Raw genomic sequence first — 25,006 nt, forward strand, 5'->3', positions numbered from 1 at the left:
GGCGTGCCACACGAGCGGTGCGCCCCCTCTCCCGCCTGCGGGAGAGGGTTGGGGAGAGGCGCGCGGCGGCATTGAGTCAAGCAACCAACGTCGTCGCACGTAACACCGGCGTGCTGCAGCGCAGCGGCATGGGCCTGCTGCGAAAGCACGAATTGACTTCGTTCAAATCGTTGCGACAGATGAGCGCGGCTCGCGGTGATGACCGCGAGCCAACGAAAAGCTCCGGGAGGGGACCAGATGTTCGATCGACGCGACCTGCTCAAAGGAGCGGGGCTTGCCGCACTTGCGGCCACACTGAATGCCACCAAGGCGCTGGCACTCGATACCGTGACCCTGCCCTTCGCCAATGGCGAACGGCCGCTGGTGAAATATCCGCAGAAGCGAGCGATGATTGGGCTAACCAGCCGGCCGCCGCAGCTCGAGACGCCGTTCGCGATCTTCAACGACGGTCCGATCACGCCGAACAATGCGTTCTTCGTGCGCTATCACCTCTCCGACCTGCCCTACAATCTCGATCCCGACAAGTTCACGCTCGAGGTCAAGGGCAAGGTCGACAAGCCGCTGAAACTTTCGCTGAAAGACATCAGGAAGATGAAGGCGACCGAGATCGTCGCCGTCAACCAGTGCTCCGGCAACAGCCGCGGCTTCTTCGAGCCGCGCGTCGCCGGCGGCCAGCTCGCCAACGGCGCCATGGGCAATGCGCGCTGGCGCGGTGTGCCGCTGAAGGCGGTGCTGGAGATGGCGGGCGTGCAGGCCGGAGCCAAGCAGGTCACCTTCAACGGCATGGACGGGCCGGTCAGCGACAAGACGCCTGACTTCGTCAAGGCACTCGACATCGCTCACGCCACCGATGGGGAGGTGATGCTGGCCTATGGCATGAACGGCGAGGATTTGCCGTTCCTCAACGGCTTCCCGCTGCGCCTGATCGTGCCCGGCTATTACGGCACCTACTGGGTCAAGCACCTCAACGAGATCACCGTCATCGACAACGTCTATGACGGCTTCTGGATGAAGTCGGCCTATCGCATTCCCGATACGCCGAACAATTCGGTCGAGCCCGGCACTGCGCCGAAGGCAACGATCCCGATCAACCGCTTCACCATCCGCTCCTTCATCACCAACGTGCCTGATGGCGCCAAGCTGAAGGCGGGACGCACGACACTGCGCGGCATCGCCTTCGACGGCGGCAAGGGCATCAAGGAGGTCCAGGTCTCCACCGACGGCGGCAAGACCTGGGCCAGCGCCAAGCTCGGTAAGGATCTCGGCAAATATTCGTTCCGCGAATGGATGCTGCCGGTGAAGCTCGCTTCCGGCCAGGTCGAGCTGAAGGTCCGCGCCACCGGCAATGGCGGCGAGACGCAGCCGGATACGCCGCGCTGGAACCCGGCGGGTTATCTACGCAACGTCGTCGAAACCGTCCGCGTCACCGTGGCCTGAGGGAGAATGATCATGCAGCGCACCGTTCTCCTCGCCGCCACCCTCGCCCTCGCCGCCTTGGCGGGTTCAGCTCTTGCAGCACCGGTCAACTACAAGACCCCCGACGAGGTCGCCGCGTTCAAGCCCGGGCCCAATCTCGAGGTAGTGCAGGGTAATTGCAGCGCCTGCCACTCGTCCGACTACATCAACACCCAGCCGCCGATGAAGGACAAGAAAGGCTTCTGGCAGGCCGAGGTGACCAAGATGATCAGGGTCTATGGAGCACCGATCGACGATGCCGATGTCGGCAAGATCGTCGATTACCTGGCCGCGACGTATTGACTGACAGCGCGCGGCACGCCGGCCATTTGACCGCGAAACGGGCAAAACCGGCAAAAACGCCGCGAAGTTGAGCGGAATTCGGCGAAAGGCCGATGTGGTTTGAGCTACCAAGCCGGCCACATTCCGCGTATCCTGTTAGGACCGAACCGGCCGGTTGGCGGGGACTGGCGTTCGAGATCTCGGAGGAAGACCCGCGGAGAAGTCGTGATGGCTAAAGGTACGGTCAAGTGGTTCAACCCGACGAAGGGTTATGGATTTATCCAGCCTGCGTCGGGCGGCAAGGATGTGTTCGTGCATATCTCGGCAGTGCAGAAAGCCGGTCTGTCGTCGCTGAACGAAGGACAGACGGTGGAATACGAAGAGATCGCAAACCGGGGCAAGACCTCCGCAGAGAACCTCAAAGTATAAGCCCGCCAGCTTTTGCTGCCTCCCGGACCCTTCCGGGAGCCGGGCCAAGAAAATTTTAGAAGACGGCCAGTGCATTCGACGACAGGCGTTGCGACTGCACACGGAGAGCTATTTCCCGCGAGGACCGCTCGTTCAACGCCTCAGCAATGACAATCGCGACGGCACTTCGTCAGCCCACCGGTAGCGGTGCGTCGCGCTTGATCTCCTCCATCACCGCATAGGTCCGCGTCTCGCGCACGCCCGGCATCGACAGCAGGGTCTCGCCGAGGAAGCGTCGATACGCCGCCATGTCCGCGAGCCGCGCCTTCACAAGATAGTCGAAGCCGCCGGCAACCATGTGACACTCCAGCACCTCGGGCGCGAGTTTCACGGCGCGTGCAAAACGTTCGAAATTGTCCGGCGTGGTCTTGTCGAGCAGCACCTCGACGAACACCAACAAACCGAGGCCGAGCCGGTGCGGGTTGAGCCGCGCGCCATAGCCTTCGACAAAGCCCTCCCGCTGCAAGCGCTTCAGCCGCTCGCCGATCGAGGTCGGCGACAGCCCGATGCGCTCGGCGAGCTCGACATTGGCGATGCGCCCATCCTCCTGCAAAATCGAGAGTATCTTCCGGTCGATTCGATCGAGTTCCATGGTTTATCAGGCTAAGTTGCTTATCATCTTCATTTTCTAAGGCAAATCGGCTATATTGTCTATCGAACTACGGTCAAGCGGGCCTTATCCTGGATTTTAGCCACAGGACACGCCATGCCGAACATCCCGCCGCCCTTCACCGCCCCCTACGCGCCCGATGATGCCGAGATCGCCGCGCGCCTCTTGCCGACATCGCATCTGTCCCCGCCGCAGGAGGCCCGGATCGACCGCACCGCGACGCGGCTGATCGAGGCGATCCGCAAGCGCGACGACCGGCTGGGTGGGGTCGAGGACATGCTGCGGGAGTTCGCGCTCTCGACCAAGGAGGGGCTGGCGCTGATGGTGCTGGCCGAGGCCCTGCTGCGCGTGCCGGACGCGCGCACCGCCGACCAGTTCATCGAGGACAAGCTCGGCGAAGGCGACTTCATCCACCACGAGACCAAGTCCACGGCCTTCCTGGTCAACGCCTCGGCCTGGGCGCTCGGCCTGTCGGCGCGGGTGATCCAGCCCGGAGAGACGCCAGACGGCACCATCGGCCGTCTGGTGAAGCGCCTGGGGGCACCTGCGGTACGTACCGCCACGCGCCAGGCGATGCGGCTGATGGGCAATCATTTCGTGCTGGGCGAGACCATCGAGCAGGCGCTGGAGCGGGGCAGGCCGCGCTCCGGCCAGAAGCCGCGCTATTCCTTCGACATGCTCGGCGAAGGCGCGCGCACGGCCGCCGATGCCAGGCGTTATTTCGATGCCTATGCGAGTGCGATCGAGACCATCGGCAAGGCTGCGGGCAGCAATCCCCTGCCCGACCGGCCCGGCATCTCGGTCAAGCTCTCGGCGCTGCATCCGCGCTTCGAGGCGATCAGCCGCGACCGCGTGATGGCCGAGCTGGTGCCGCTGCTGCTCGACCTCGCGCAGCGCGCCAAGGCGCATAACCTGAACTTCACCGTCGATGCCGAGGAAGCCGACCGGCTGGAGCTGTCACTCGAAATGATCGCGGCAACGCTCGCCGATCCCTCGCTGGCCGGCTGGGACGGATTTGGCCTCGCGATCCAGGCCTATCAGAAGCGCGCCAGCGCAGTGATCGATTACGTTGACGCACTCGCGCGCGCGCATGACCGCAAGCTGATGGTGCGGCTGGTCAAGGGTGCCTATTGGGACACCGAGATCAAGCGCGCGCAGGAACGCGGGCTCGACGGCTATCCCGTGTTCACGCGCAAGGCGATGACGGATCTGAACTACGTCGCCTGTGCGACCAAGCTGCTGGCCCTGCGGCCGCGCATCTTCCCGCAATTCGCCACCCACAACGCGCTGACGGTCGCGACCGTGCTGGAGCTCGCCGGAAAGAGCGGCGGCTTCGAATTCCAGCGCCTGCACGGCATGGGCGAAGCGCTCTACGAGCAGCTCGCCAAGGATCATCCTGGCATCGCCTACCGCACCTATGCCCCGGTCGGCAGCCATCGCGATCTGCTCGCCTATCTGGTGCGGCGCCTCCTGGAGAACGGCGCCAACTCGTCGTTCGTGGCGCAGGCCGCCGATTATCGCGTGCCTGTTACGGCGCTGTTGCAGCGTCCGGCGGATGCCATTGTCCGGCCGCAAGCGGCGGCACATCCGAAAATCCCGTTGCCGGGCGATCTGTTCGCGCCGGAGCGGCGCAATTCGCGCGGCGTCGAATTCGGCGCACGCGTCGCGCTCGATCATTTGCTCGCCGACGTCAAAGCCGAGGCGGCCGAACTCGAGCCAATCGCCGACGCGACACCGGATCAAGCCAATGCAGCGGTGACTGCTGCGCGCGCCGGCTTTACCGCCTGGAGCCGGACACCGGCGAGCACGCGCGCGGCGGCGCTGGAACAGGCTGCGCATCTCCTGGAGAGCCGCAGCGCCCGTTTCATCGCGCTGCTGCAATGCGAGGGCGGCAAGACGCTCGACGATTCGCTGTCGGAGCTGCGCGAGGCCGCCGACTTCTGCCGCTATTATGCCGCAGAGGGCCGCAAGCTGTTCGGCGTTGATGCGGCAATGCCGGGTCCGACCGGCGAAAGCAACGCGCTCGCCATGCGTGGCCGCGGCGTCTTCGTCGCGATCTCGCCGTGGAATTTTCCGCTCGCGATCTTCCTCGGCCAGGTCACGGCCGCGCTGATGGCCGGCAACAGCGTCGTGGCAAAGCCGGCCGAGCAGACCCCACGCATCGCGCGCGAGGCTGTCGTCCTGCTGCACGAGGCCGGCATCCCGAAAGATGCGCTGCATCTCGTTGTCGGCGACGGCCGTATCGGTGCCGCCCTGACCGCGCACGCTGATATCGCGGGCGTCGTCTTCACCGGCTCGACCGAGGTCGCCCGCAACATCAACCGGACGCTCGCCGCCAAGGATGGGCCGATCGTGCCGCTGATCGCGGAGACCGGCGGCATCAACGCCATGATCGCGGATGCCACCGCGCTGCCCGAGCAGGTCGCAGACGACGTCGTGACCTCCGCGTTCCGCTCCGCCGGCCAGCGCTGCTCGGCGCTGCGGCTCCTGTTCGTGCAGGAGGACGTCGCCGACCGCATGATCGAGATGATCGCAGGCGCGGCACGCGAGTTGAAGATCGGCGATCCCCGTGACGTCGCGACCCATGTCGGCCCGGTGATCGACCTGGAGGCCAAGCAGCGGCTGGACGCCCATATCGTGCGGATGACGAGTGAGGCGAAACTGCACTTTGCCGGCACGGCGCCGCAAGGCTGCTTCGTCGCGCCGCATATCTTCGAGCTCAGGGACGCCGGCCAGCTTACCGAGGAAGTGTTCGGCCCGATCCTCCACGTCGTGCGTTACCGTGCCGAAAACCTCGAGCGCGTGCTTGCTGCGATCGCGCGCACCGGCTACGGCCTCACCCTCGGCGTCCATTCCCGCATCGACGACACCATCGAAGCCATCATCGATCGTGTGCAGGTCGGCAACATCTACGTCAACCGCAACATGATCGGCGCCGTCGTCGGCGTGCAGCCGTTCGGCGGCAACGGCCTGTCCGGAACCGGCCCCAAGGCCGGCGGCCCGCACTATCTCGCGCGGTTTGCGACGGAACAGACGGTGACGATCAATACGGCCGCAGCCGGCGGCAACGCGGCGTTGCTTGCGGGGGAGGAGTGAGCGGCAAGTCCCGGATCTCACAGCATCGCAATAGCAGTTCCGTCATCCTGAGGCGCGAGTGGCGCGATGCCACGCATCGCGCCGGGAGCCTCGAAGGATGAACGGCCCCGATGCAGCCGGGCCGTCGCCCTTCGAGGGCCGCTGAAGAAGCCGCCACCTCAGGGTGACGGGGATGGAATTCGCGCCCACCGGACGCACGCCGGCCGCCGCAATGGGCCCTGCGCCGAGCGCCGTTGCATCCCGGCAAAACATCAGTCTAATTGCTCCATCACCTGCCGCGCCAATTCCAGCGCGCGGGAAACGACAAGAGCGAGGGAGCAACGCCGCGATGGAAAAAGGCATCTTTTCAGGCCTGAAAGTTCTGGACTGCGCGAGCTTCATCGCAGCGCCCGCGGCCGCGACCGTGCTGTCGGATTTCGGCGCCGACGTCATCAAGATCGAGCCGCCCGGTGCCGGAGACCCCTACCGCAATCTGCCGAATTTGCCCGGCTATCCGACCGGCGAGCACAATTTTGCCTGGCTGCTGGAAGCCCGCAACAAGAAGAGCATCGCGCTCGACCTTGCCAAGCCGGAGGCGCAGGCCGTGCTCTACAAGCTGGTGGAAGAGGCCGACGTCTTCATCACCAACATGCCGCCGCCGGTGCGCGCCAAGCTCGGCATCACCCATGATCACCTCGCCCATCTCAACGACCGGCTGATCTACGCCTCCTTCACCGGCTATGGCGAGAAGGGCGAGGAGGCCAACAAGCCCGGCTTCGACAGCAACGCCTATTGGGCGCGCTCCGGCCTGATGGACCTGGTCCGCGCCGACACCGACACCACCCCGGCCCGCTCGGTCGCCGGCATGGGCGACCATCCCTGCGCCATGGCGTTCTATGGCGCCATCGTCACCGCGCTCTATCAGCGCGAGAAGACCGGCAAGGGCTCGCACGTCGCCTCCAATCTGATGGCGAACGGGGTGTGGGCCGCGAGCGTGCTGGCGCAGGCAAAACTCTGCGGCGCCAAGTTCGGCGAGCGGCGTCCGCGTGAGCGCGCGCTGAACGCAGTCGCCAACCACTATCAATGCAAGGACGGCCGCTGGCTGATCCTGTCGCTGCTGAACGAGGAGAAGCAGTTTCCGACGCTGGCGAAGTGCCTGGGACGCGAAGACCTCATCACCGATCCGCGCTTCGCCACCAAACCCGACCGTCACGCCCGCTCGGTAGAGCTGATCAAGATCTTCGACGAGACCTTCGCGACCAGGGATCTTGCCGAATGGCGCAGGATTCTCGACGGCAACGGCCTCGTGTTCGGCGTCGTCGCCATTCTAGATGACATCCCCAACGACAAGCAGATGCTCGACAACGAGGTGCTGGTGCCGTTCGAGAATGACACCATGCTGACCATCTCCAGCCCGATCTGGATCGACGGCACCAAGAAGGTCCAGCCGCGCAAGCCGCCCGCTGTGGGCGAGCACAGTGACGAGATTTTGCGCGAGGCGGGATACGACGAAACCGCGATCAAGCAGCTGCGGTCGTCGGGGGCGGTGGGCTGAGGCCGGAGCGCGCGCCACACACTCCACTGTCGTCCCGGCCTAGTGCGCAATTGCGCACCAGGCCGGGACGACACTGAGCAAGACGCATTGCTGGATTGCTTCGCTGCGCTCGCAATGACGAGGCGAGACGATGTAGCTTCATCGCCAACATCACGCCTCGCGAGGTCCCATGCCCAGCTACCGCCTGCACTACTTCCCCGAATCCGGCAACAGTTACAAGCTGGCGCTGATGCTGACGCTTTGCGGCGAGAGGTTCGAGCCGGTCTGGACCGATTTCGGCGGCGGCGTCACGCGCACGGCGGAATGGCGCAAGGCCGTCAACGAGATGGGCGAGATTCCCGTGCTCGAGGTCGATGGCGTGAAGATGACGCAGACCGCGCCGCTCCTCTTGAAGCTCGCCGAGCAATATGGGCGTTTCGGCGCCGACACGGAGGAAGAGAAGTTCGAGCTGCTGCGCTGGCTATTCTGGGACAACCACAAGCTCACGGGCTACATGGCAACCTATCGCTTCATGCGCGCCTTCACCGAGAAGAACGACCCGCAGGTGCTGAAACACTTTCGCCGCCGGCTCGAGGACTTCCTCGGCATTCTCGACGGACATCTCCAGCACAACGCCTTCGCGATCGGAGCGAAGCCGACGGTCGCCGACATCTCGATGATGGCCTATCTGCATTATCCGAGCGACGAGCACGGATTCGATTTCGCCACGAGCCATCCTGCCATCCACGCCTGGCTCGGCCGCATGGCCGCACTGCCCGGCTGGAAACCGGCGTATGAGCTGCTGCCGGGCAAGCGGATGACGAATTACGCGAAGTGAGGGCTTTTCTTTCCCCTTTCCCCGCACGCGGGGAGAGGGGAAGAGCAATTACCTCAACGACAGCCAGCCGAGCGTGAACAAAATCCCACCGACGATGACGGCCATCGCGATCGCCCAGATGCTGACGCGGGCGCTGCCGGTGACCTGCTTGACTTCCTCATTGCGCGCAATCTCGCGATTGCGCTCCTTGTTGGCGTCGCCAGTATTTGTCATGAATCATCCAAATCGCTTTGTCGTTTTGCGCATGATCTTGTCGGAAAACCGCTACACACTTTTCCGGATCATGCGCTAACGCGTCTTGATGAAGCACATGCCGATGCGGCGCGAGGCCGCGGCAGCCTGACAGGTGAGACCGTTAGCACAGCTCCATGACGTAAAACTCTCATCTCGCGTTCCCGATCCCGCATCTTGCAAGGAACAATGCGCGCCCCAGCCGTCCTGATACTCGCTCCCGGCGAGCTCCTGGCTGCCGCGGGTCTGCGGCCGGCTCGCAAATCCACGTGAGAAATCAGGGCGTTTGCCCGCGGCGAACGCGGTCAGGATGTCGCGGCGGCGGGGCTGGTCGCCGAGAAAGTGCGGCGAGGCCGGTACAATGGTGGAATTCGACGGCCTGTCCGCCAACCAATCGACGCCCGGAAAGTGAAAGCCGCCGATGCCGCGGGTCTGGTGGCAGCCTGAGCAGGTGACGTCGTTGAGACGGCGCTGAAAGCCCGCGACCGAGCGGATGTTTTGCATGTCGCCGCGCGCGACCGCCTGCTTCAACGCACCGACCACGTCGTTATCGGTGAAGACCGCTTTGCCCTCCCCCTCAGCCTGCAACATGCCGAATTCCGGCTGCAGCGTCGAAGCATCGAGGCCGGCCGGCGTCGGCATCACCGCGCTTCTGGCCAGGAATTGCTCGGGGATCAGCACGGTGCCGCGATCGAACTCGCGAAGATGCTCGGGTGCGAGCAGCCAATCCTTGAAGTCGCGCCGAAGCGCATCGTCCGCCATGATGCGGTCGCGGTCGATCTGGTTCTCCAGCGTCGATTCCTCGAAGGCCTTCGTGGCGGAATTGTACTTGAACACCTTGAGCAGATAGTCGGAGCGGAAATCGTGCAGCGCCGACTTCGCCGCGACCGAGAGCTGGATGTTGGTCTCGATGCGATCGAGCATGGCGTCGTCTCGACTGCCGATCAGCTCTTGCCAATTGCCATTGTCGAGCCAGCGCCGCGCGAGCTCGGCGCAGGTGATCGGCTTGCCGTTCGCGTCCGTCTGGCGCGCATCGCGCGCCTTCATCACCAGATTGAGCGTCATCGGCAGCCGCGTCGCGGTCTTTCCGTCGAATCGCGCCAGCCGATAGATCAGCCGGATCTCGCCGCAGGACTCCTCCGAGGCGTAGGCGCGGTCCATGCGGTTGACGATGCCGGCCAGCACGAAGCGCGTGTCGCGCGATTTCAGCACGGCCCGATCGAACAGTTGCACGTCAAAGCCCTCGCCGACGCCGATGATCTCGCTCGGATAGGCCGCCTTTTGCCCTTTGATGTAGCGGTCGAACTCCGCATCGATCGCCGGCGGAATGTCCTTGAGCTGGGACAGCTCTGAAAACAGCCGGTCGGTCGTCAGCGAACCATCCGCTTTGCGCTCCGGCGACAACAGGCGCGAGATCGTGAGAGCGTCGCCCTCATCGAGCTTGCGCAGCAGATCGGGATCGGTGATCGCGGTGCCGCGCGTCAGCGGCGCAGTCTGCGCGGCCGATAGCGCGGCGGTACCGCCGAACAACACGGCGGCAGCAAGGAGAATTCGCAACGCGCGGCTCATGCCTGAGGTAACACCGCGGCGGTCCGCCTATTCAAGCAAAAAGGCGCTTCACATGGTGGTGAAGCGCCTTTCGAAAGTCGTATCTGGGCCGCTCAGCGCGCGACGATCAGGCCCTTGCTGGTGACAACCACCCAGCGGCCGTCCTGGCGGCGGATCGCATCGACGCGGCCAAGGCCGGGGATGGGATCGCCGGGATAGACCTCATAGAGCCCGTCGCGGCCCTCGATCAGCGCACCGCCATTGGCGGCGTTGCGCAGCCGCCAGCCTTCGACCGTCGGCAGGCGGCCGACCTCGGTCTTGGGCGCGGCAGCCACTGGGGCCGGTGCGGCCGCGGCGGTCGCAACCTGGGTCGGCGCGATCGAGCCGGTGGTCTCCTTGGGCACCGCTGCTGCGGCCTGCGCGGGGGCGGCGGGCGGCGTGGCGCGGAGCTTGTCGACGGTCTCGGACAGCTTTGCGATTTTGGCCATCGGCTCGGCCTGCGCCTTCTCGAGCTTGTCGAGACGGTCATTGGCCCGGTTGAACTGGGTGACGCCGGTTTTCGAGCTGTGCTCGACATTGGCCTTGAGCGCGACGAGGTCGGCATCGATCCGGGCGACCGAAGCATCCAGCGCGCTGGTATCGGCGACCTGCACCGGCGCCTGGGCCGGGGCGGCGAAATGCATCATGCCCGCGGTCGCGAGCGCGCCGCTGATGGCGCCGACGCTCGCCGCGATCACCACCACCGCGGCCATCGCCGACAGGCGGCGCTTGCCGCCAGTCTCGCGCGGCTCCTCCGCCTTCACATGCGGGGCAAAATCCTCACGGTCCCAGGAGCGTTCCGACGGAGCCATGACGATGAGCTTGCCGGACTTCGGTTCAGGCTTGGCTTCGGCTTTGGCTTCGAGCTTCGGCACCTCGATCCGCGACGCCTCGATCTTTGGCGGCTCGACCTTCACCGGATCCGGCTTGGGTGGCGCCTCATGGTCCGGCGCAATCGAGGGAGCCTCGATCCCAGCGGCCTCGACGGCCTGCGGCGCGGTCGCCGCAGCTTCGACGACGCCGGTGTCCTGGGCAGCCTGCTCGGGCATTGGTTCGCTCACGGCTCAAATACTCCAGTCTGGGTTGACCTTTTGGTAACTTTCATTGCTTGCGAAATCCTTACCTGCGGACCCGCTTACCGAAATTTTAGGAAGTTATCCGGGGCCGAATTTGGCCGGGAAAGTGGAACCGGTGTGGCGGGCGTGAAACAAATTGTAATCGGGCGAAGATGAACGGCAGAGCAACGGGAGACTCACGGCGCGACCTCCACCCCATTGCGAGCGCAGCGAAGCAATCCAGAATCCCTCCACGGAGGCAGTCTGGATCGCTTCGTCGCAAGAGCTCCTCGCAATGACGGTGTGGATGGCGCCCGACTACATCACAGCCCGTCACATCACGACCGGCGCATCCGGCAGCTCGTTCGCATGCGATGCGCCGGGCGGAAAATACCGCGCCAGTTCGCGCGACACCGCCGCGATGCCGTCGATCACGCCGCGCTCGAACTGGCCCGACCTGAACTCCGCCTCCATCGCGCGGCAGATGCTCTCCCAGCCTTCGGCACCGACCTTGGCGTGGATGCCGCGGTCGGCGACGATCTCGACATCGCGGTCGGCGAGCAGGAGATAGATCAGGACGCCGTTGTTATGCGCGGTGTCCCAGATGCGCAGATGCGCGAACACGTCGAGCGCGCGATCGCGGGCCGGCTGGTTGCGGAACAGCGGCGCGCCGTCGAGTGCGCCTTCGACCACGAAACGGACCTGGCCGGAATGGGTGGTCTCGCCCTGCCTGATTGCCTGCTTGATGCGGGCGAGCACGGCTGGCGGAAAGATCTGCTTTGCCCGCCAATGGTGCTGCACCAGATGTCTGGCGATGCGCTTGATGCTCATGACCGCTACCAGCTCCCCGAGGCACCGCCGCCGCCAAAACTGCCGCCACCGCCGCTGAAGCCGCCACTGTCACTGCTGCTCGACGATCCGCTGCTCCAGCCGCCCGACGAAGAGCCGCTCGACCACGCGCCGCCGCGCGAGCGGCCAGTGCCCGGCGTGATCGCCGAAAACAGATCGGCGACGAATCCGATGATGAAGCCGAGCGCTCCGACAGCCATGGCGAGCGCGAAGGAGCCGAGAATGAGCCAGGTCAGCCCTGCGATGATGCCGCCGGTCACCAGGGATCCAAGCAGTCGCCCCAGCATGGCCCGGAAGAACCCGCCGACCCCGATCGAGGCCAACAGCGTCACGATGAAGATCGGCGCGAGATCGTCCAGATTGCCGAAGTTGACGGTGGGAGAAGGAACCGGCAACGGCTCGCCGTCGATGACGCGGATCATGCGATCGACGCCATCTGCGATGCCGCCGCCGAAATCGCCCGTCCGGAATTTCGGTGTGATGATCTCGTCGATGATGCGTCGCGAGGTGACGTCGGTGAGCGCGCCTTCGAGGCCGTAGCCGACCTCGATGCGCAAATGCCGGTCGTTCTTGGCGACGACGAGGATCGCGCCGTCGTCGACCCTCTTGCGGCCGATCTTCCAGGCCTCCGCAACGCGGATCGAGAACTGCTCGATCGTCTCCGGCTGCGTGCTCGGCACGATCAGGACGGCGATCTGGCTGCCCTTGCGCGTTTCGAAGTCGCGCAGCTTTTGCGACAGCGCGGCGGTCTCGCTGCTGGACAGCGTCCCGGTCTGATCGACCACGCGGCCGGTGAGCTCGGGGATGGCGACGTCGGCTGAGGCGGAGGATGCGAAGGCGAAAAGGAGTGCCGCAACGAAAACCGCGCGCCACACACTCAGTGTCATCGCCCGGCTTGACCGGGCGATCCAGTATTCCAGAGACGCCAGCGAGATACGGAGAGGCCGCGGCGTACTGGATTCCCCGCCTTCGCGGGGAATGACAGTGGTGGGTGAAACGAGCATCGGAGCCGAACGCGCTTACTTCGACGGCGCCGGCGACGGGTTGAAATCGACCTTCGGCGCGGTCGAGATTTCCTTCTCGTTTGCGACCGAGAAGTTCGGCTTCTCCTTGTAGCCGAACATCATCGCAGTGAGGTTGCTCGGGAACGAGCGAATGGTGACGTTATAATCCTGCACCGCCTTGATGTAGCGGTTGCGCGCCACCGTGATGCGGTTCTCGGTGCCCTCGAGCTGCGACATCAAATCCTTGAACAGCGCGTCCGACTTGAGCTGAGGGTAGTTCTCGGTGACGACCAGCAGCCGTGACAGCGCGCTGGAGAGTTCGCCCTGCGCGGCCTGGAACTTCTGGAAGGCGGCCGGATCGTTCAGCACCTCGGGCGTCGCCTGGATGCTGCCGACCTTGGCGCGCGCATTGGTGACGCCCAGCAGCACATCCTTCTCCTGCTGGGCAAACCCCTTCACCGAGTTGACGAGATTGGGCACGAGATCGGCGCGGCGCTGATACTGGTTCACGACCTCGGACCAGTTTGACTTGATCTGCTCGTCCTCGCTCTGGATCGCGTTGTAGCCGCAATTGGTGAGACTCAGCGAGGCCAGCGCCGCCAGCACGGTCAGGATCTTGCGCATTAAATTTCTCCCGGTGGAATCCCGTAACTCAATATCAGATAGCGATAACGCGGTACCAGCTTTTCGGGTTCATTCCGGGGCGCGAAGCGAGCTATGGTGCGCCCTTGCGCACCTGAAAATCTCGAGATTCCGGGTCTGGTCCTTCGTACCATCCCGGCATGGCTGCGCTGGATGAGCGCACCCCAGCCGACTGACGCAAGCCTCTTGCCTATCCCTGACCGACATAGTCAACTCGACGAAACAATAAGACAGAACACCGGGGGAACGCGATGACCTCGTTCGAGACCATCCTCGTGGAGAGGCCGGATCCGGCGATCACCCGGATCGTGATGAACCGGCCGGAGGCGCGCAACGCGCAGAACCTGCAAATGACCTACGACCTCAACGCCGCCTTCGACGCGGCGGTGCAGGACGATTCGGTCAAAGTGATCATCCTCGCCGGCAACGGTCCGCATTTTTCCTCCGGCCATGATCTGCGTCCCGGCAGCAAGAATACCGCCGGTGTCGATTTTCCACCGATCGGAAATTGGGGCGGCTTTGCTGAACCGAATGCCCATGGCCGCTCCGCGCGCGAGCAGGAAATCTATCTGCAGATCACCCGGCGCTGGCGCAATCTGGCGAAACCGACCATTGCCGAGGTCCACGGCAAGTGCATCGCCGGCGGGCTGATGCTGGCCTGGGCCTGCGACCTCATCGTCGCCAGCGACGATGCACAGTTCTGCGACCCCGTCGTGACCATGGGCGTCTGCGGCGTCGAATGGTTCGTGCATCCCTGGGAGCTCGGTGCGCGCAAGGCCAAGGAGTTCCTGTTCACCGCCGACAATTGGAGCGCCGAGGTGGCGCAGCAGCTCGGCATGGTCAATCAGGTCGTGCCGCGCGCGGAGCTTTCTGCGCGCACGCTGGAGCTGGCGCGCAGGATTGCGGCAAAGCCGGCCTTCGCGCTGAAGATGACCAAAGAAGCGGTGAACCGCTCGGTCGACGTGATGGGCCAGCCTGCCGCAATCGACCAGGCCTTTGCGCTGCATCAGCTTTGCCATGCCCACAACCTTCAGGAATTCGGCATGATCGTCGATCCCTCCGGCTTGCATCCCTCCGTGCGCAAGCCGCCGGCGGCCGCGGAGTAAATTGCGATGGACCTCAATCTCAGTGACGAGCAAAGGCTGCTGCGCGAGAGCGCGGAGCGCTTCGTGACCGGAAGCTACAATGCCGATCACCGCCGCAAGATGGCGAACGATCCGCTCGGCTTCAGCCCGGCCGTGTGGAAGCAGTTCGCCGAGCTCGGCTGGCTGGCGCTGCCGATCGCCGAGGAGTTCGGCGGGCTCGGCGGCGGCGCCGTCGAGATCAGCATCTTGATGGAAGCCTTTGGCCGTGGGCTGGTGACGGAGCCCTATATCGCGACGGTCGTGCTGGGGGCTGCACTGATCGACCGCTGCGGCACCAATGAGCAGAAGCAGGAGAGCCTGCCGAAGATCGCGGATGGATCATTGAAGCTTGCGTTGGCGCATTCCGAGCGCGCGGCAAGGTTCGATCTCGCCAGGGTCGCAACCACCGCCGACCGGACCGCGCAGGGCTGGCGCCTTGCCGGAAGCAAGATCGCGGTGCTCGACGGTCATGCCGCCGACGAGATCATCGTCTCCGCGCACATTCATGATCATCAGAGGCCTTCGGGACGGATCGGCCTGTTCCTGGTGCCGGCGACGACGCCTGGCCTCGTCGTCAGCGACTATCCGCGCCTCGGCGGCGGACGCGCCTGCAACATCGAGCTGTCCGACGTGCATCTGCCGGAGGACGCCCTGCTCGGTGACGGCCACGACGCGCTGCCGGCCATCGAATGGGCTGTCGACCGCGCCATGGCCGCGCTCGGCGCAGAAGCCGTCGGCATCATGCAGACGCTGCTGGACACCACGCTCGAATACACCAAGATCCGAAAGCAGTTCGGACGGCCGCTGTCGGCCAACCAGGTGATCCGCCATCGCCTCGCCGACATGGCGATGCAGGTCGACGAGTCTCGCTCGATGGCGCTACGGGCTGCGCTCAAGGCAGATGCCGCGCCGGTCGAACGGGCACGGGCCGCCTCCGGCGCGAAAGCCAAGATCGGCAAATGCGCGCGCTTCGTCGGCGAGCAGTCGATCCAGCTCCACGGCGGCATGGGTGTCACCGAGGAGCTCGAGGTCGGCGCCTATTTCAAGCGCCTCGTCGCCTTCGACACGCTGTTCGGCGGCAGCGCGCACCACTATGCCCGTCACGCCGAACTTGGCCGCAAGGCCTGATACCGGGAGAGCCTCATGGACCTGTCGTTCAATGCCCAGGAGCGCGCCTTCCAGAGCGAGGTGCGCGGTTTCATTGCCAAGAATCTCACCGAGGAGATGAAGCGCGCGACCGCGCTGACGCCGTCGGTGTTCTCCGACCCTGACATCGGCATGGCCTGGCAGCGCGCGCTACACAGGCAGGGCTGGGGCGCGCCGGGCTGGCCGGTCGAGCATGGCGGGCCGGCCTGGACGCCGGCGCAGCGCTGGATCTTCGAAACTGAGTCCGCTCGGGCCGGCGTGCCAAATGTCAACGTGATGGGCGTGAAGATGGTCGGGCCCGTCATCATCGGTTTCGGCTCGCCCGAGCAGAAGAACTTCTACTTGCCGCGGATTCTCTCCGGCGAGGATTATTGGTGCCAGGGCTATTCCGAGCCGGGCTCCGGCTCCGACCTCTCATCGCTGAAGACGCGCGCGGTGCGCGACGGCGGCGACTACATCATCAACGGCACAAAAATCTGGACCACGCATGCGCATCACGCCAACCGCATGTTCGCGCTGGTGCGCACCAGCGACGGACCGCGGCAGCAGGACGGCATCAGCTTCATCCTGATCGACATGAAGACCCCGGGCATCACCACGCGTCCCATCCTCACCATCGGCGGCGACCACGAGGTCAACCAGGTGTTCTTCGACGACGTCCGCGTGCCCGTGGCCAACCGCGTCGGCGAGGAAGGCAAGGGCTGGACCTACGGCAAATATCTGCTTGAGTTCGAGCGTGGCTCGGGCATCGCCTCAGCCAAGCTGCGCGAGGGGCTGAAAGCGATCGCCGACCTTGCCGAATCGGACCTGACCGGACGCGCCATCGACAGCCCCGATATCGCGGCGCGCATCTCGGAGGTGGAGGTCGATATCGACGCGCTTGAAATGACCGAGCTGCGCGTGCTCTCCGCGTTGCAGACCGGACAGAATCCCGGCGCGGTGTCGTCGATCCTGAAGCTGCGCAACAGCGAGATTCGCCAGGCCGTGACGCGGCTCGGGGTCGACGTGATCGGCCACGACGCCCTCGCCGTCGAGCCGACGCGACCGCTCTACCAGCTCAACCACGAGCCGGCGACGCCGGAGGAGATGCTGACAATGGTGCCGGAATATCTCAACGGCCGCGCCTACACGATCTTCGGCGGCACCTCGGAGATCCAGCGCGACATTATTGCGAAGATGATGCTGGGGATTTGAGGGCGCGGAGGGAGCCCGAGTTGGCGCCGCATTCTCCGCCGTCGTCCCCGCGAAGGCGGGGACCCATAACCGCAGGGAGATGTGGTTGCGGGGACTCGGAGTTACCAGCTCGCGCCAAACTCCTCCCTGTGGCTATGGGTCCCGGGTTCGCGCTTTGCGCGCCCCGGGACGACAGTTGAGTTTGTCGCGACAGCCACCACAACAACGCGCTGCGTCTAACCCGCCACCTTCGCATCCCTGATCGCCTGCCAGATCTTCTGCGGCGTCAGCGGCGTGTTCAGCTGGGTGATGCCGAGCTCGGCGAGCGCGTCCATCACGCCGTTGGTGACGCAAGGCGGGCCGCCGATGGCGCCAGATTCGCCGCAGCCCTTGGCGCCGAGCGGATTGGTACGGCAGGGCGCGGTGTCGTCGAGCGTCACCACGATCGGCGGCACGTCGTCGGCGCGCGGGATGCAATAGTCCTGGTAGCTCGCGGTGAGGAGCTGGCCGTCGGCATCATACGAGACGCCTTCATAGAGCGCCTGGCCGATTCCTTGCGCGACACCGCCATGAATCTGACCCGTCACCAGCATCGGGTTCACGGCGACACCGACGTCGTCGACCGTGGTGTAGCGCACGACCTTGGACACGCCGGTCTCGGGATCGATCTCGACCTCGCAGATATGCGTGCCGTTCGGCCAGCTCGGACCGTCGACCTCGCCTTCCGAATCGACGCTGAGCTTGGCGCCACTCTCTTTCTCGGCGATGTCGAACAGGCTGATGCGGCGGTCGGTGCCGACCACGGTCAGCATGCCGCCCTGATATTCGATGTCCTCGACCGAGGTCTCAAGCACGTTCGCCGCCTTCTCACGCGCCTTCTGGATCAGATCGTTGGAGGAGACTGCGACCGCGGTGCCGCCGACGAACAGCGAGCGCGAGCCGACACTGCCGAAGCCCATCGCGAGATCGGTGTCGCCCTGCACCACGTCGATCTTGTCCATGGCAATTCCGAGCGTGTCGGAGATCATCTGGGTGTAGGTGGTCTGCAGACCCTGCCCCATCGCCATGGTGCCGGAATGCAGGACGACGCGCCCTTGCGAGGTCGCGTGCAGGCTGACCTTCTCGGTGTGGGCGCGGCCGCCGGTCCATTCGATGTAGGAGGTGAGACCGCGTCCGTAGAGCAGGCCCTTCTTCTTCGCCGCCTTCTTGCGCGCGGCAAAGCCGTCCCAGTCCGCGAGCTTCACGGCGCGGTCGAGCATGTGCGCGAAGGCACCGGAGTCATAAACCTGGCCCGCGGCATTGGTGTAGGGCAGCTGACCTGGCTTGATGTAATTGGCTTTGCGGATCGCGCGCGGATCGATGCCGATCTTTCGCGCGGCGGCGTCGAACAGGCGCTCGACGATGAAGACCGCTTCGGGCCGGCCTGCGCCGCGATAGGCACCGACGGGCGCGGTGTGGGTCATCACCGACTTCACCTCGAAATGCACCAGCGGCAAATCGTAGACGCCGGTCTGCACGAACGGCCCGAGCACCAGCGGGATGATGTTGGCGGCGCCCGAGGAGTATGCGCCGGTGCAACCGATCGACTTGACGCGATAGGCCAGCACCTTGCCCTTTTCGTCCAGCGCGAAGGAGGCCGTCGAGGTGAGATCGCGGCCATGGGTGCCGCCGACGAATTCGTCGGTGCGATCGCCGCGCCAGCGGATCTTCTTGCTCAGCTTGGTCGCGGCGTAAGCGACGATGCCGTCCTCGGGATAGAGATTGGTCTTCTGGCCAAAACCGCCGCCGATGTCGCCGACCAGCACGCGGACGCTGTCCTTGGGGCGCTTCAGCACGGCCTCGGCGAGCACGTCGCGGGTCGAGGCCGGGGTCTGCGACTGCACGTGCAGCAGCAGGCGGCCGGTCTTCTTGTCGATCTCGGCAATAGTCGAGCGCGGCTCCATCGCGGAGGGAACGAGGCGCTGGCTGACGAGATCGAGCTCGACGGTGTGCGCGGCCCTGGCGAAAGCCTCGTCCACCTTGGCGGCATCGCCGTAAGCCATCGCGCCGACGATGTTGTCGGGCGCCTCCGGCCACACCACGGGCGCGCCGGGTTTTACGGCCTCAACGGGGTCGACCACCGCCGGCTGCACGTCGTATTCGACCACGATCGCTTCGGCCGCGCTCTGCGCCTCGACGCGGGACGAAGCCACGACGGCCGCCACGGCCTCGCCGGCGTAGCGCACGACCTCATGGGCCAGCAGCCGGCGCGGCGGCACCGTCATCGGGTTGCCGTCCGGGCGCTTGAAGATGCTCAGCGTCGGGATGCTGCCGACGTCGTCCTTGACGAGGTCGGCGCCGGTGTAGATCGCGGCAACGCCCGGCATCGCGGCCGCCCCGCTGGTGTCGATCGAGACGATGTTGGCGTGGGCATGCGGCGAGCGCAGCACGTAGAGCCACAGGGCGCCGTCGCCCGGCTTGTCGTCGATGAATTGCCCCTTCCCGGTCAGCAGCCGCTGGTCTTCCAAACGCTTGACGGGCTGCCCCGCTCCGAAACGCAAATTGCCGGGAAGAATGTTCATTCCGTGGGGTCCTCAGGGTCTCTTGAAATGCGGCAGCCTTTTAGCGGATCGAGGCATGCGAGGCCAGCCGCGGTTTTGGGCGGGATATCCACGATTTCGGCATGCCGTCCTGCAACCCACGAATCCGTAGGGTGAGCAAAGGCGCACTTGCGCCGTGCCCACGATGACGTCGAGAAAAGTCGTGGGCACGCTTCGCTTTGCCCACCCTACGGAAGCTACGCAAGCTCCCTCAGGGCCGCCTCCACCACCTTGCGCGCCTCGGCGGTGAGTGCGGCCTGGGGCAGGACGGGATCGCCGACGTCGTAGCCCTGGATCGAAAGCCCCGCCTTGATGCAGGCTGCGAGGTTGAAGCGGGCGAAGGCCTCGTTGATGCGCCACAGCCGGCGCTGCAGCGCCATGGCCTCGTCCCAGCGGCCGGCCTTGCAGAGGTCGTAGAGTGCGACGCTCTGGCGCGGGATGATGCAGGCCGGTCCCGCCATCCAGCCAAGCCCGCCGATCAGCATCACCGCGGCCGGGATGTGGGCGGAGGCCGAGAACACCCGCAAGGCATCGCCGCAGCGGTTCATGATCGAGAGCAGCCGGCCGGTGTTGGTCGAGGCATCCTTGATGTAGCCGATGCGCGGATGCTCGGCGAGGCGCGCGATCACGTCGAGGGTGAGGTCGGAGCGCTGGAATTGCGGATTGGTGTAGATGACGACGGGAATGTCGACGACATCCGCGATGGCGCGGAAATAGGATTCGATCTGTGCGTCGGCGAGCGGGAAGTACGCTTCCAGGATCGCCAGAATGCCGTCGGCCCCACACTTCTGGTAGGCTTTCGCCTGCGCCACCGCATCCGCCGTCGAAGTCGAGGCCACGCCGGCGACAACAGGCACGCGGCCCCTCGCCGCTTCAATCGTGGTCTGTACGACCGCGGTGCGTTGCGCGGCACTGAGATAGGCGAACTCGCCGGTCGAGCCCAGCGGCGTCAGCCCGTGCACGCCGGCGCCGATCAGATCGTCGCAGAGCTTTGCGAGGACGCCGGTGCGCACCGTGCCGTCGGCATCGACGGGGGAGACGAGGTAGGGGAAGACGCCGTGGAATTCGGACATGTCGGGGGCTCCGGAAGCTGGCACCCGACGGGTCTTAGCAATGCCCGCCCCCGCGATCAAACCTTGAGCAAGCGTACTCGCGTGCCCCAGGGATCAATCGCCTCCACGCCGTCGGCAAGCGCCGTGACCTTCGCACCGCCCTTGCGCAGGCGCTCTTCCTGCGCGGCGAGCAGCTCCGGCTTGGCCATGACCAGCGAGAACCAGGCGAGACCCGTCATCTTATCGTCGCGCTGGCCGGCGCCCTGGCTTTGCCAGACGTTCATGCCGAGGTGATGATGATAACGCCCCGACGACAGGAATGCCGCGCCGCTGCGGCTGCGGGTCGGATCGAGGCCAATCGCGCCATGATAGAAGCCTCCGGCCTGCGCGAGATCGCCGACGCGCAGGTGCATGTGGCCGATGCGCATTCCGTCCGGCGCCCTGGCGTAATCAGGCACGCGCGTATTGGTCAGCGACAACAGGTCGGGGATGTTGAGTTCGTCGGACGCCATCTTCACGCTGCCCTCGCTCCATTGCCATTGCGAGGGATCGCGGTCGGCATAGACCTCGATGCCGTTGGCTTCGGGATCGTCGAGATAAACGGACTCGCTGACGAGGTGATCGGCGAAGCCCGACAGCTTCACGCGGTGCGAGGCCGCGTGCACAAGCCAGCGCGCCAGATCCTTGCGGGTCGGCATCAGGAAGGCGGTGTGATAGAGGCCGGCGGCATTGCGCGGCTCGATTTCCGCATCGGGGCGGGCCTCCAGCACCAGTAGCGTGACGCCTGATGTGCCGAGCTTCGCCGCAATCGCCGAGCGCTCCATCACCGTGAGGCCGATCACATCGCGGTAATAGTCGGCGACCTTGTCGAGATTCTTCACCCGCAGCGTCACCATGCCGACCCGCATCGGCGTGCGGCTGGCATAGGTCGGCCCGCCGCCCTGCGGCGTGCCCTCGGCCCGTGCGGCAGCTGCGGCGGCCATGGCAAGCGAGGTCGCGCCGGCGAGTTGCAGCAGGGTGCGGCGGGTGAGGTCGATGGTCATCAGTCAGGGCTCGCTGAAACTGGTTGAGGCCGTGCGGCGCAATGTCGAGCCGATTGCTACACGTTCCCGTGAGCGGCTCCCAATCACATGTTCGTCGGCCGTAACTGGCGGTGTCCTGACCACCCGGCCAGTTTCGCGATTCCCCGCGACATCCCAGATTGAGGGGAGCTTACAGGAGCCAGCCATGACTGACCCAACTCCCCTGTCCTCATTGTCGTCCGCCCTTGCGGATGTGGTGGCGCGCACCGCGCCCTCAATCGTCTCGGTGCATTCGCATCGCTCCCGTGCGACCGGCTTTGCGTGGAAGCCAGGCCTGATCGTCACCGCCGACGAGGCGCTGGCCGATGAGGGCGAGGTCGAGATCGGCTTGCCCGACGGCAGCCGGGCGGCCGCCACGATCGTGGGCCGCGACCACACTACCGATATCGCGCTGCTGCGCACTGAGGCCGCTGCTACGCCGGTCAAGCTCGCCGCAACGGTCCCGCCCCTCGGCGCGTTGTCGATCGTGGTGGCCACCAACCGCGAGACGCCGAGTGCCGCGCTGGGGATGGTATCGGCGTCCGGCAGCGGCTGGCGCTCCCTGCGCGGCGGGGAGATCGATGCGCGGATCGAGCTCGATGTCCGCCTGCGCGGCAGCCAGCAGGGCGGCCTTGCGCTCGATGCATCGGGCGAGGCCTTCGGCATGGCCGTGCTCGGCCCGCGGCGCGTGCTGGTGATCCCGACCGCGACGATCGAGCGCGTCGCGACGCAACTCGAGACGCGCGGCCGCATCGCGCGCGGATATCTCGGCCTCGGGCTCCAGCCGGTCCGGCTCGACGACGGCGTCGGCGCGATGGTGATGAATGTCGACAAGACCGGACCTTCGGCCGCGGCCGGCATCCGCCAGGGCGACGTCATCGTCGCGGTCAACGACCAGAAGCTGTCAGGCGTGCGCGCGCTGTCGCGGACGCTGGGACCGGCGAGCGTTGGCGCGGTGGTCGATGTCGCCGCGCGCCGCGGCGGCGAGCCGATCAGCTTCAAGGTCACGGTCGGCGAGAGGCCGGAGGCGTGAGCAAGGACCTGACGCCGGAGATCGTGCTTGCCCTGGAGATCGACGATTCCGCCCTCGCCGATCGCCTGGCGGCATTGCTCGGCAATATCGCCGGGCTTCGCCTTGCCGCGCCGGGCGAGGCCGCCACGGCGACGATCGTCGCCCGCGATCCACGCATGATGCCCGCCGACATCGCGCTGACGCAGCGCGAGCTCGACGTGCTGGCGCTGATGGCCGAGGGCGCCTCCAACAAGATGATCGCCCGCCGGCTCGGCATCTCCGTGCACACCGTCAAATTCCATGTCGGCTCGCTGCTCGACAAGCTGGATGCCACCGGTCGCACCGATGCGGTGGCGCATGCGGCGCGCCGCGGCGTGATCGAGCTATGAGGCCGCCGGAAAGCTGAGCTCGACGGTCAGGCCCGGCGCATTGTCACTTAGCGCTACTCCCGCGCCGTGAAGACGCGCGACCGCTGCGACGAGGCTGAGGCCAAGACCGTTGCCCGGCGTGTAGCGGCTCTGCTCGAGCCGGTAGAAGCGCTTGAAGACGTGATCGCGCTCCTCCGTGGGAATGCCCGGACCATCGTCGGCGATGGCGATCACCGCACCGCCATCGGCGCTGCGGCACGTCACGGTCACCTGGCCGCCTTTGCAGCCGTGCTTGATCGAATTGTCGACGAGATTGGCAATGGCATCGAACAGCAGGTCGCGATCGCCCGTGATCGGCACCTCGCGGTCTCCGGCGAGGCTGAGGCGCGTTGAGACCTGCTCGGCGGCAGCGTCGTAGAGCTCGACGACCTCGCCGGCGATCTCGGCGAGATCGAGCGCGCGGAAGGCGCCGGTGCGGGCGCGGGTCTCGATCTCGGAGATGCGGGTGATGGAGGCGAACATGCCGAGCACGGCGTCGAGATCGGCGACGGTGTCGCCGATCAGCGCCGCATCCGCCTCGCTGTTGCGTTCGTGGTGATAGGCCTTTTCCAGCCGGCCGCGCATCCGCGTCAGAGGCGTGCGCAGATCGTGGGCGACGTTGTCGCTGACCTGTTTGACCTCGCCCATCAGCGTCTCGATGCGGTCGAGCATCTGGTTGAGGTTCTCGGCGACGCGGTCCCATTCGTCATGGCTGCCGCGCAAGGGAATGCGCTGGTCGAGGCCTGAGAGCATGATGGCGCGGCTGGTGGCGTTGATCTCCTCGATCCGCCCGACCGTGCGCCGCGTCACCAGCACGGCGGCAAGCCCGGCGAGCACCAGCAGCAGCACGGCAACCGCCGCCATCGCAAGCTCGATCATCGCGGTGAAGCCGCCGTGATCGCCGGCGTCGCCGACCCGGCTCCGCACATAGGCGATCGTGCCGAAATAGACATAGGCCATGATCGCCGCGACGATCAGCCCGAAGGTCGCGATCGCGATCAGCGCCAGGCGGAAGGTCGAGGAGCGGAGCGTCTTAACCAGGAGCACGGAGGCAATATCCGATGCCGCGGATGGTATGGATCAGCGGATAGGCCTGGGCATCGTCGACCTTGCGGCGGACGCGACCGACATAGACGTCGATGATGTTGGTGGAGGGATCGAAATGCAGGTCCCAGACGTGCTGGAGCAGCATCGCACGGGAGACGACGAGGCCCTCGTTGCGGACGAGATATTCGAGCAGCTGGAACTCGCGCGGCAGCAGCGGGATCTTGCGGCCCCGGCGGCTGGCGTTGCGTGCGATCAGGTCGATGGCGAGATCGCCGACCCGCAGCAGCGTCTCCTTGGCGATGGTGTCGCTGCGGCGGCCGAGCGCCTCGAGCCGCGCCAGCAATTCGGTGAAGGAGAACGGCTTGACGAGATAGTCGTCGCCGCCGGCGCGCAGGCCGCGGACGCGATCATCGACCTCGCCGAGCGCGGAGATGATCAGGAACGGCGCGGCGACGCCATCGTCGCGCAATTGCCGCATCACGCTGATGCCGTCGATATCGGGCAGCATGCGGTCGATCGTGATCACGGCATAATCGCGCGCGGCGCCGTGGCTCAGGGCTTCACGGCCGTTGGCTGCGAGATCGACGTCGTAGCCGGAGGTCGTCAATTCCTCGACGAGCTGGCCTGCGGTTTCCGGATCGTCCTCGACGACCAGGATGCGACGGTGACCTCCGGTCATGCAAAACTCCGCGCGACGATCGCCACCAGACTATCCCGTTCCGGGGCTGGACGGAACCGCCCGGTGGCGATCGCGACAATGGTGCGGTACGGCGAT

General features: G+C 65.7%; 23 protein-coding genes. 11 read left to right on the forward strand and 12 right to left on the reverse strand.

Annotation, left to right across the window (positions count from 1 at the left end; genetic code table 11):
* The first annotated feature begins 237 nt into the window (after window positions 1–237).
* The 3 genes from sorA (at window position 238) to RAD04_RS07860 (ending at window position 2,166) form a co-directional block, all read left to right on the forward strand.
* Window positions 238–1,437, forward strand: a complete 1,200-nt coding sequence (gene sorA / locus RAD04_RS07850) for a SorA family sulfite dehydrogenase catalytic subunit (protein ID WP_461623305.1) — start codon at window positions 238–240, stop codon at window positions 1,435–1,437.
* A 12-nt stretch (window positions 1,438–1,449) separates the two neighbouring features.
* A complete protein-coding gene (gene sorB / locus RAD04_RS07855; protein ID WP_461623306.1) occupies window positions 1,450–1,758 on the forward strand; it encodes a SorB family sulfite dehydrogenase c-type cytochrome subunit in 309 nt (102 codons plus the stop codon).
* A gap of 207 nt (window positions 1,759–1,965) precedes the next feature.
* Window positions 1,966–2,166, forward strand: coding sequence for a cold-shock protein (locus tag RAD04_RS07860; protein ID WP_008134691.1), 201 nt, complete (start codon window positions 1,966–1,968; stop codon window positions 2,164–2,166).
* A 169-nt stretch (window positions 2,167–2,335) separates the two neighbouring features.
* On the opposite strand, the gene RAD04_RS07865 is transcribed toward RAD04_RS07860, so the two are convergent.
* Window positions 2,336–2,797, reverse strand: a complete 462-nt coding sequence (locus RAD04_RS07865; RefSeq protein WP_018317238.1) for an Lrp/AsnC ligand binding domain-containing protein — start codon at window positions 2,795–2,797, stop codon at window positions 2,336–2,338.
* Window positions 2,798–2,911: 114 nt separating this feature from the next.
* On the opposite strand from RAD04_RS07865, the gene putA reads away from it, so the two are divergent.
* The 3 genes from putA to RAD04_RS07880 all read left to right on the forward strand — a co-directional run bounded on the left by putA (window position 2,912) and on the right by RAD04_RS07880 (window position 8,262).
* Window positions 2,912–5,911, forward strand: a complete 3,000-nt coding sequence (putA, locus tag RAD04_RS07870) for a bifunctional proline dehydrogenase/L-glutamate gamma-semialdehyde dehydrogenase PutA (protein WP_461623307.1) — start codon at window positions 2,912–2,914, stop codon at window positions 5,909–5,911.
* Between the two features lie 328 nt (window positions 5,912–6,239).
* Window positions 6,240–7,445: a CaiB/BaiF CoA transferase family protein gene (locus RAD04_RS07875; RefSeq protein WP_461623308.1), complete on the forward strand. Its 1,206-nt coding sequence runs from the start codon at window positions 6,240–6,242 to the stop codon at window positions 7,443–7,445.
* Between the two features lie 169 nt (window positions 7,446–7,614).
* The gene (locus RAD04_RS07880; RefSeq protein WP_461623309.1) at window positions 7,615–8,262 is read left to right on the forward strand and encodes a glutathione S-transferase family protein; all 648 of its coding nucleotides are present in this window, start codon (window positions 7,615–7,617) and stop codon (window positions 8,260–8,262) included.
* Between the two features lie 48 nt (window positions 8,263–8,310).
* On the opposite strand, the gene RAD04_RS07885 is transcribed toward RAD04_RS07880, so the two are convergent.
* The 6 genes from RAD04_RS07885 to RAD04_RS07910 all read right to left on the reverse strand — a co-directional run bounded on the left by RAD04_RS07885 (window position 8,311) and on the right by RAD04_RS07910 (window position 13,612).
* Window positions 8,311–8,475 (reverse strand): hypothetical protein, encoded by a 165-nt coding sequence (locus tag RAD04_RS07885; protein WP_018317242.1) that lies wholly within the window; start codon window positions 8,473–8,475, stop codon window positions 8,311–8,313.
* A gap of 75 nt (window positions 8,476–8,550) precedes the next feature.
* A complete protein-coding gene (locus RAD04_RS07890; RefSeq protein WP_461623310.1) occupies window positions 8,551–10,062 on the reverse strand; it encodes a hypothetical protein in 1,512 nt (503 codons plus the stop codon).
* Between the two features lie 92 nt (window positions 10,063–10,154).
* Window positions 10,155–11,129 (reverse strand): hypothetical protein, encoded by a 975-nt coding sequence (locus RAD04_RS07895; RefSeq protein WP_461623660.1) that lies wholly within the window; start codon window positions 11,127–11,129, stop codon window positions 10,155–10,157.
* A gap of 339 nt (window positions 11,130–11,468) precedes the next feature.
* Window positions 11,469–11,966 carry a TPM domain-containing protein gene (locus RAD04_RS07900; protein ID WP_461623311.1) on the reverse strand — a complete coding sequence of 166 codons (498 nt, stop codon included), beginning with the start codon at window positions 11,964–11,966 and terminating at the stop codon, window positions 11,469–11,471.
* A 5-nt stretch (window positions 11,967–11,971) separates the two neighbouring features.
* A complete protein-coding gene (locus RAD04_RS07905) occupies window positions 11,972–12,871 on the reverse strand; it encodes a TPM domain-containing protein (protein WP_461623312.1) in 900 nt (299 codons plus the stop codon).
* Window positions 12,872–13,003: 132 nt separating this feature from the next.
* On the reverse strand, window positions 13,004–13,612 hold the full coding sequence (locus RAD04_RS07910) for a LemA family protein (RefSeq protein WP_104464076.1): 609 nt from the start codon (window positions 13,610–13,612) through the stop codon (window positions 13,004–13,006).
* Window positions 13,613–13,881: 269 nt separating this feature from the next.
* On the opposite strand from RAD04_RS07910, the gene RAD04_RS07915 reads away from it, so the two are divergent.
* The 3 genes from RAD04_RS07915 to RAD04_RS07925 are packed head-to-tail and all read left to right on the forward strand — an operon-like array spanning window position 13,882 to window position 17,094.
* On the forward strand, window positions 13,882–14,736 hold the full coding sequence (locus RAD04_RS07915; RefSeq protein WP_461623313.1) for an enoyl-CoA hydratase: 855 nt from the start codon (window positions 13,882–13,884) through the stop codon (window positions 14,734–14,736).
* A 6-nt stretch (window positions 14,737–14,742) separates the two neighbouring features.
* Window positions 14,743–15,882, forward strand: coding sequence for an acyl-CoA dehydrogenase family protein (locus tag RAD04_RS07920; protein ID WP_461623314.1), 1,140 nt, complete (start codon window positions 14,743–14,745; stop codon window positions 15,880–15,882).
* A gap of 15 nt (window positions 15,883–15,897) precedes the next feature.
* A complete protein-coding gene (locus RAD04_RS07925) occupies window positions 15,898–17,094 on the forward strand; it encodes an acyl-CoA dehydrogenase family protein (RefSeq protein WP_461623315.1) in 1,197 nt (398 codons plus the stop codon).
* A gap of 215 nt (window positions 17,095–17,309) precedes the next feature.
* Here the strand turns inward: RAD04_RS07925 and RAD04_RS07930 are convergent, their stop codons facing one another.
* The 3 genes from RAD04_RS07930 to RAD04_RS07940 all read right to left on the reverse strand — a co-directional run bounded on the left by RAD04_RS07930 (window position 17,310) and on the right by RAD04_RS07940 (window position 21,747).
* On the reverse strand, window positions 17,310–19,634 hold the full coding sequence (locus RAD04_RS07930; RefSeq protein WP_461623316.1) for a xanthine dehydrogenase family protein molybdopterin-binding subunit: 2,325 nt from the start codon (window positions 19,632–19,634) through the stop codon (window positions 17,310–17,312).
* A 215-nt stretch (window positions 19,635–19,849) separates the two neighbouring features.
* Complete coding sequence (locus tag RAD04_RS07935; protein WP_461623317.1) at window positions 19,850–20,725, reverse strand: dihydrodipicolinate synthase family protein; 876 nt, start codon at window positions 20,723–20,725, stop codon at window positions 19,850–19,852.
* Between the two features lie 56 nt (window positions 20,726–20,781).
* Entirely contained in the window at window positions 20,782–21,747 is a 966-nt protein-coding gene (locus RAD04_RS07940) for a VOC family protein (RefSeq protein ID WP_461623318.1), read from the reverse strand.
* Between the two features lie 184 nt (window positions 21,748–21,931).
* On the opposite strand from RAD04_RS07940, the gene RAD04_RS07945 reads away from it, so the two are divergent.
* Both RAD04_RS07945 and RAD04_RS07950 read left to right on the forward strand, forming a co-directional pair.
* On the forward strand, window positions 21,932–22,798 hold the full coding sequence (locus RAD04_RS07945) for a S1C family serine protease (RefSeq protein ID WP_461623319.1): 867 nt from the start codon (window positions 21,932–21,934) through the stop codon (window positions 22,796–22,798).
* On the forward strand, window positions 22,795–23,166 hold the full coding sequence (locus RAD04_RS07950) for a response regulator transcription factor (RefSeq protein WP_461623320.1): 372 nt from the start codon (window positions 22,795–22,797) through the stop codon (window positions 23,164–23,166). The genes RAD04_RS07945 and RAD04_RS07950 overlap by 4 nt, the downstream gene beginning before the upstream one ends.
* On the opposite strand, the gene RAD04_RS07955 is transcribed toward RAD04_RS07950, so the two are convergent.
* Window positions 23,161–24,231, reverse strand: a complete 1,071-nt coding sequence (locus RAD04_RS07955) for a sensor histidine kinase (RefSeq protein ID WP_461623321.1) — start codon at window positions 24,229–24,231, stop codon at window positions 23,161–23,163. The two genes, RAD04_RS07950 and RAD04_RS07955, sit on opposite strands and share 6 nt — an antisense overlap.
* Entirely contained in the window at window positions 24,218–24,910 is a 693-nt protein-coding gene (locus RAD04_RS07960; RefSeq protein WP_461623322.1) for a response regulator transcription factor, read from the reverse strand. The genes RAD04_RS07955 and RAD04_RS07960 overlap by 14 nt, the downstream gene beginning before the upstream one ends.
* Between the last annotated feature and the right edge of the window lie 96 nt (window positions 24,911–25,006).

Source organism: Bradyrhizobium sp. 25ACV, assembly GCF_054863005.1.